9 protein-coding genes are annotated in these 6,492 nt (G+C 46.1%); 1 reads left to right on the top strand and 8 read right to left on the bottom strand.

The window, feature by feature from the left end:
* The 6 genes from PMG71_RS19330 to PMG71_RS19305 all read right to left on the bottom strand — a co-directional run.
* On the bottom strand, positions 1-599 hold a 599-nt coding region (locus PMG71_RS19330; protein WP_283755362.1), incomplete at its 3' end, for an RNA-guided endonuclease InsQ/TnpB family protein.
* A gap of 126 nt (positions 600-725) precedes the next feature.
* Complete coding sequence (locus PMG71_RS19325) at positions 726-956, bottom strand: ferredoxin family protein (RefSeq protein ID WP_283755361.1); 231 nt, start codon at positions 954-956, stop codon at positions 726-728.
* Between the two features lie 77 nt (positions 957-1,033).
* Positions 1,034-2,269: an ATP phosphoribosyltransferase regulatory subunit gene (locus tag PMG71_RS19320; protein ID WP_283755360.1), complete on the bottom strand. Its 1,236-nt coding sequence runs from the start codon at positions 2,267-2,269 to the stop codon at positions 1,034-1,036.
* Complete coding sequence (locus tag PMG71_RS19315; protein ID WP_283755359.1) at positions 2,269-3,186, bottom strand: J domain-containing protein; 918 nt, start codon at positions 3,184-3,186, stop codon at positions 2,269-2,271. The genes PMG71_RS19320 and PMG71_RS19315 overlap by 1 nt, the downstream gene beginning before the upstream one ends.
* A gap of 54 nt (positions 3,187-3,240) precedes the next feature.
* Positions 3,241-4,068: an inositol monophosphatase family protein gene (locus PMG71_RS19310; RefSeq protein WP_283755358.1), complete on the bottom strand. Its 828-nt coding sequence runs from the start codon at positions 4,066-4,068 to the stop codon at positions 3,241-3,243.
* Positions 4,069-4,107: 39 nt separating this feature from the next.
* Positions 4,108-4,611, bottom strand: a complete 504-nt coding sequence (locus PMG71_RS19305; protein ID WP_283755357.1) for a thermonuclease family protein — start codon at positions 4,609-4,611, stop codon at positions 4,108-4,110.
* Between the two features lie 103 nt (positions 4,612-4,714).
* Here PMG71_RS19305 and PMG71_RS19300 point away from each other — a divergent pair, with 103 nt between their 5' ends.
* Positions 4,715-5,464, top strand: coding sequence for a class I SAM-dependent methyltransferase (locus tag PMG71_RS19300; protein ID WP_283755356.1), 750 nt, complete (start codon positions 4,715-4,717; stop codon positions 5,462-5,464).
* A 15-nt stretch (positions 5,465-5,479) separates the two neighbouring features.
* Here the strand turns inward: PMG71_RS19300 and PMG71_RS19295 are convergent, their stop codons facing one another.
* Positions 5,480-5,848 carry a 2Fe-2S iron-sulfur cluster-binding protein gene (locus PMG71_RS19295; protein WP_283755355.1) on the bottom strand — a complete coding sequence of 123 codons (369 nt, stop codon included), beginning with the start codon at positions 5,846-5,848 and terminating at the stop codon, positions 5,480-5,482.
* Between the two features lie 30 nt (positions 5,849-5,878).
* Entirely contained in the window at positions 5,879-6,454 is a 576-nt protein-coding gene (locus PMG71_RS19290; RefSeq protein WP_283755354.1) for a 5-formyltetrahydrofolate cyclo-ligase, read from the bottom strand.
* Positions 6,455-6,492: the final 38 nt, after the last annotated feature.

Raw genomic sequence — 6,492 nt, 5'->3', positions numbered from 1 at the left:
ACCTTGTTTCCCTCATTGTCGGTATAAAAAGAGGTTAAACCCACATCTAAGCCAATGCACTTACCTGATGGCTTAACCTCTTCTTTGACTTCGCAAGAAAGCACAAATTGACAATAATAACCGTCCGCCCGTCTAATCAGCCTGACTCGTTTAATATCAGACTTTTGAAAATAACCTAAATCCCAGGTTCCTACTAACTTAAGAACGCCTATATTATTCTTGTCGGTGAACTTAATCGTTTTAGGGTTAAGAAGTTTCCACCCAGATTGCTTATACTCAACAGAGCGACTAAACTTCTTGAACTGAGGATAGCCTTTTTTCCCTGGTATTTTGCGTTTACAGTTATTGTAAAACCGACTAATCGAACTCCAAGCACGTTCAGCACTTGCTTGTCTAGCACTTGAGTTTAATTGGTCAGCAAATTCAAAGTTATCGGCTAAAACTTTAGAGTATCGATATAAATCCTTTTTACCCGTTCCTGGTGTATCCATCCATAACCTTAAGCACTTGTTACGGATAAACTGAGCGGTACGGATAGCTTCGTCTATCCCTTGACACTGTTGAGTTTTAGCTTTTACTTTGAACTCTAAAACGAACATTTTACGCAGAACTTGCTTGGATAAAATCAGTATAGCGCACCAAAAGTTGACTTGACAACCTTGAAATTTAAAAAGCCGTCCTAAAAGGACGGAGCTTTAAACCCAAATTTTCGGTAAAAGAGGGATTTAGGGAGAGGGTGTTTCTTGCAATTCTGGCTTTTCTTCAGCCACAATTGCCCCGTCTACGGGACAAACTTCTAAACAAATTCCACAGTCAATACAAGCGGGGAAGTCAATCCAAAACCAATCGGTTCCTTTCTTATTTTTACCAGGGCCGGGGTGAATGCAAGCCACTGGACAAGCTTCCACACAATCGGCAACTCCTTCACAAATATTAGTAACAATGGTATGAGGCATGGTGTTTTTGTCGATCTGGTGTCCATCAATTGAGGGTTAAACCGGCCATAGGGGTAGGTTTCAAACCTACCTCTACTTTAGGATATCGATTCTACCTGGGGATTACCTTGGGCATCCATCCAGGCAATTTGGGCAATGCGCCGCTCTCTAGCATAGTTTTTCACCTCTTCTGGGGTTTCCCACTCCAGTAAATTAACCTGGACTCGGATGCTGGGAGTTTGAGAGCGGAGGCTTTCAGCATAGGCAAAGGCAGCCCCCCAAGCTTGGCTGGTTAAGGGCACTACGAGACACTCACTGGCGGGTATTTCTTTCGGCAGGCGATCGCCTCCTTGCAGCACCTGTTGCAGGGCTTCAATATTCAGACAAAAGCCAATACCCGGTAAGCTCTCATGTTGGGGATGATACACGCCCACCAATTGATCGTAGCGCCCTCCTTGACCCAGGATTTTCACTTCCGTATCCTGACGACTCGCCACCTCAAAGACGATACCACTGTAATAATCAAAGGTACGAATTAAGCTCAAATCCACAATAATCGGTAAAGGGGGTTGATGGGGGCGACTCTCTTGGAGGAGGTCGATTAAGGTTTTGAGGTTTTCTAATTTAGTCTGTTCTTCCTTCGTCAGATCCAGAGCCGCTAATTTCTGGAAGACTTGAGCGGGTTCTCCCCGGAGGTTAAAGAGCAGTTGCGCTTTCTGCTGTAGCTCTTCGGGTAGATCGAGCTGTTGTAAGGAAATATAGTCGAGATTGGCGATCGCCTCTCGGATCGGTTTTTGATATTCGGCTGGAAATGAAGACAACAGGGATTGAGTTAATCCCGCTTCTCCAATCACCCAAACCCACTGGTCTAAACCCAATTCTAAGGCTTGTAGACCATCAGCCAGTAACAATAAAATCTCTGCATCAGCCGCCACACCACCCGCGCCGAGCAACTCTACCCCCGCTTGATAGAATTCCTGCTGCTGACCATAGTCTCCTTTGGGCGATCGCACAAAGACATTAGCACTATAATAAAATCGCTTCGGATTCGTCACCCGGTTAAAATACTTACGAGTTGCCGCAGTCCGGGCGATCGAGGCCGTCACTTCCGGCCTCAAACCCAACTCTTCTTGACCCTGCTGAAGTTGAATCACCGTAGAGCGATCGATCGCGCCTCCCGCCATCAAAGTATCCAATCTCTCCAACGTTGAGGTAATAATCCTATGGTAACCCCAGTGATGAAACACCTGATACAGACGGTCTTCAATCCAGGTTTTTTGGGCAACGTCCAGGGGAAGCAAATCCCTAGCCCCTGGAGCAGACTGATAAACCATTACTTTTTCTTTCCACCACCAATCGTAATCCCGAATATCTTAATCCCTTGACTGGCGTTTTGATCGGTTTTGCCCGTATCTTTACCTTTTTTGAGCAGGGCTTCTAGTTTTTTCTTGGACTCCAGAGCTTCTGCATGTTTGGGATCGCCTTCGAGGGCTTTGTTGATATGGACTTTAGCCATGGTTTTTTGCCCTTGTTTGAGGTAAATCATCCCCAGTAAGCTATGACAATCGCTATTGGTTGGCTCTAGCTTTAGAGCATCCCGCAATTCTAGGATAGCTTTCGGGAAATTACCTTTCTCCGTCAGTTCCTTAGCGCGACCATAATAACCATCAATTGGCGATTTTTTCTCTACTTTCGGAGGAGGAGGCGCTGGGTTACCCGGTTTGGGGGGCGGTGGAGTGGCTGCTTTCGGTTTACTGGCTGCTTTTGTCCCCGCACTGCCTGCTCGCATCAGGTAGACCATATTCAGCTCGCTAATTTCCCCAGTGATCTGACTAAAATCATTTAAGGATTGGTACTGTTGAGCCGCCAGCTCTTCCATCGCTTTTTTATACTCAACGTCCACATCCTTAGCCTGAGCGAGTTGTTTAGCGAACTCACTTTGCAAGCTATCGCTACTATTTTGTTGGGCAGCTTGTTGGCCTTTGAGCCGCAACATCACCATATATTCTTTGTATTCTTTTTCCTGGGACAGCTTTTCATAAGCTGGGTTCACCAGTTTAGATAGAATCTGGCTGGCTTGTTTTTTTTCTTCCGCAGTTCCTGTAGAACTACTATCTGGATGGAGGTTCTTCGCAATTCGCATATAGCGCTTGCGGATTTCCCGACTATCTGCCTGGATGGGAACTCCGAGAATAGCGTGAAAGTCGGTGAAGTCAAGTTGAAACAGACCTTGATTAATGTTAAAAGACATACTCGCTGTTTGACTGTGCCAAGGGATGATTAATCATTTTAGTGTACTCTTTCCCTATTCAGCAGATTCTCGCCATTGAGAAGGAAAGGGGGTAATTTGTGAGAGAACTTGGATCATGGGGTCATGCAGATGACCATTTGTGGCTAAGATGCGACCGGTTTCGATCTTTATTGGACTACCATCATAGGCACTAATTTTGCCTCCTGCTTCTTGCACCAGAACGATACCAGCCGTGATATCCCAGGGGGACAGACCCCTCTCCCAATAGCCGTCTAAGCGTCCACAGGCAACATAACTGAGGTCAAGAGCGGCTGAACCGCCCCGGCGGACTCCTTGGGTAAGATGGGTGAAATGGCAGAATTCGGCATAGTTATTATCGTCGGTTTCTCGGCGATCGTAGGCAAAACCAGTGACTAAGAGGCTATCGGCTAAGGTGGGGGTAGTAGAGACGGCGATCGCCTCACGGTTCAGCGTCGCTCCTAAGCCTTGAGCAGCGCGAAAGAGTTCTTCACGGGATGGATCGAAGACCACCCCCACTTTAGGCACTCCATCGATGAATAAGCCAATGGAAACGGAGAAATTGGGATAGCCATGGGAGTAATTGGTTGTGCCATCGAGGGGATCGATCGCCCACTGATATCGACTTTGGCGATCGCCCCCTTTCCCCGACTCTTCCGCCAAAATACCATGGTCGGGAAAATGACGCTGCAAAATCTCTAAAATCACCGCCTCCGAACCCTTATCCGCTTCTGTTACGATATCTCCCGGCCGGCCTTTTTCCCGAATATCCTTTAATTTTCCTTGGTAAGACATCACCACCGCACCCCCCGCTAGGGCTGCTTCCGTAGCAATCTCTAAATAATTTTGTAAGTTTTCAGTCATGGGTCATCAACAGGGAATAGGGAACAGAGAGAGGGAAACTTAACCCTCTTGACGACGAAACTCACTAGGAGTCAAGCGCATCGGGTTTTCTGGATTCCAAATTCCCAAACCCAGCGTCCTTGCCCTTTCTTCGGCATACTGGAAACGCTCGCTATATTGGTCATTCGGAATCCATGCCTCAGCTAAAGCATACCCTTCTTTGACCAATTCCTCATTCATCAACTCGCCCTCATGCCAAACATAGCCCCAACTCCGTCCATACCGATCTTCGGTTTCTCCGTCCCATACTAAAATAACCCCTTCTTGATGCAGACGATCTTGTAAATATTGTTTCGCCTCTATTCCCCAAGGTTCCTGTTCTTCAGAGGGGGTACTAATACCCATCAGTCTTACCGTTTGCGCGGGAGAATTATCACTGACTACTTCTAGAGTATTACCACTCACAACTCTTACTACCCTCACCGTTTTCCCCATGGGAGGAGAAGATTGACAACCCCACAAAACCATACTGTAACTTAGGGCTATGAGTCCTTTAATATTCATCTTTTCAGATCCCGATCGCCAGTAGAAAGCTATTTGGAGAAAATCCAAATTGATCTATAATAAACCCATTCAGTCCTCAACTATCTCTGGGAAACTTTAGAGTATGGCAGTCTATGACCCCATCGCCACACAATACAAGCAATTTCGCGAACACCAGATCTACGACATCTATTTTTACGTCGAGACTTATACCTATTTTAGCCAGTTAGGAGATCTCTATGGCAAGTCCATTCTCGATCTCGGCTGTGGAGAAGGGATACACAGTCGAAACTTCAAAAAAAATGGCGCAGTACGAGTGGTTGGTGTAGATATCTCGCCCAAAATGATCGAGTTGGCTAGAGTAGAGGAAGCTAAGGAACCCCTAGGAATAGAATATATCGTTAGCGATATGTGCGAACTGGGGAAAATAGACACTTTTGATTTAGTGGGTGCAGCCTTCTCCATCAATCACGCTCAAAGCCCAGAGCAATTGCGTCAAATGGCCCAAATCATCTATGACAACTTGAAACTAGGCGGTCGTTTTGTAGCCCTCAACAATAACGTTGCTCTACCTCCAGAATCCTACAATCGCCTAGAAAAATATGGATATTATAGAAACAAAGATCTTTCTGATTTTCAGGAAGGTATGGCTGTTCCGAGCTTGGCTTTTGAGGTCAATGGAGAACAGATCGTCATTGATGACTATTATTTGAGCCAAGAAACTTATGAATGGGCATTCAAAGAAGTTGGGTTTAAGACCGTGAATTGGTATAAACCCATGATTGCTCCTGAAGGGATTGAAAAATGGGGACAGGAGTATTGGCAGGATTTATTAGACCATCCTCCCATGCGATTAATTGAATGCCAGAAATAATCTTAAGCCAAGGAATTAATCATCCTCTAAAGGTAAGCCAATTTCGACTTTTCCTTTACCAAAATAGCGCCCAAATTGCAGTTCATAGACTTCATCTTCATCTTGGGTTTCTACTTCTAAATCGGATCGGGCATAACTGACACACAGCAGGGCGTAACCTTGTTTTTGTAAGTCGGGAGAAAGTCCCATGGCTTCCGGTTGGTAAATTTCTCCCGAAAGGATACGCACCGCGCAGGTGGTACAAGCACCGTTGCGACAGGAAAAGGGCAAATCTACCCCTTGACTTTCGCAATTGTGGAGAATATAGCGGTCATCGGGGACTTGTAGGGTGTGGTGTTGGTTCGTGTGGCGATTATGGATTTTAATCGTGTAGGTCTGGGTCATGGTTACCGTTGAAAGCTTCATTTAGCATTGTCACATGAGTTGTACTCTCTGTGCTTCTAGGGTTAAGTTAAATTGGCGATCGCTACAAACCCCTTTTAAGGGAATATCCCACTCATCTACCGGCAGTTGTTCCAGCCAAGCAAAATCAAAGATAATGCCAATGGTGGGAATATCTTGCCAACCCTCTGAACTCAGCAACCGGTCATAATATCCCCCCCCATAGCCTAAACGATATCCCTGGCGATCGCATCCCACGGCCGGAACCAGAATCAAATCCACATCTTGGGGCTGTAGCACCGGTGCATCTGGGTCAGGTTCAAAAATGCCATATTTTCCCTTTTGTAGGGGTTCTGAAGGGTTCCAGACATGCCAACAGAGAGATTGACCCACGGTTCTCGGTAATCCCCAAACCTCCCGTTCTGCCCATAAAAGACTCAGATCTGGCTCTTGGCGATGGCTCCAATAAGCGAGAATCGTCTGGGCTTGCTGAAATAGGGGAGCCTGTTTGAGATTCTGGCAGAGGCGATCGCTTTTCACTTTCAAATCTGCCACAGACAGAGACTCACGAGCAAGCAGTAATTGTTTCCGAAGTTGCCGTTTATTCATGGGGTCAATTAACAATGAACAATGAACAATGAACAACG

The organism is Roseofilum acuticapitatum BLCC-M154 (assembly GCF_030068475.1).
GTDB classification, from domain to species: Bacteria; Cyanobacteriota; Cyanobacteriia; order Cyanobacteriales; family Desertifilaceae; genus Roseofilum; species Roseofilum acuticapitatum.
Note: the sequence above shows the minus strand (reverse complement) of the source record. Positions and strands in the feature narration are given on the sequence as shown.

Excerpts from the sequence above, each read along its gene's own strand:
- PMG71_RS19325 (WP_283755361.1), bottom strand. The coding sequence starts at position 956 with ATGCCTCATACCATTGTTACTAATATTTGTGAAGGAGTTGCCGATTGT.
- PMG71_RS19320 (WP_283755360.1), bottom strand. The coding sequence starts at position 2,269 with ATGGTTTATCAGTCTGCTCCAGGGGCTAGGGATTTGCTTCCCCTGGAC.
- PMG71_RS19315 (WP_283755359.1), bottom strand. The coding sequence starts at position 3,186 with ATGTCTTTTAACATTAATCAAGGTCTGTTTCAACTTGACTTCACCGAC.
- PMG71_RS19310 (WP_283755358.1), bottom strand. The coding sequence starts at position 4,068 with ATGACTGAAAACTTACAAAATTATTTAGAGATTGCTACGGAAGCAGCC.
- PMG71_RS19305 (WP_283755357.1), bottom strand. The coding sequence starts at position 4,611 with ATGAATATTAAAGGACTCATAGCCCTAAGTTACAGTATGGTTTTGTGG.
- PMG71_RS19300 (WP_283755356.1), top strand. The coding sequence starts at position 4,715 with ATGGCAGTCTATGACCCCATCGCCACACAATACAAGCAATTTCGCGAA.
- PMG71_RS19295 (WP_283755355.1), bottom strand. The coding sequence starts at position 5,848 with ATGACCCAGACCTACACGATTAAAATCCATAATCGCCACACGAACCAA.
- PMG71_RS19290 (WP_283755354.1), bottom strand. The coding sequence starts at position 6,454 with ATGAATAAACGGCAACTTCGGAAACAATTACTGCTTGCTCGTGAGTCT.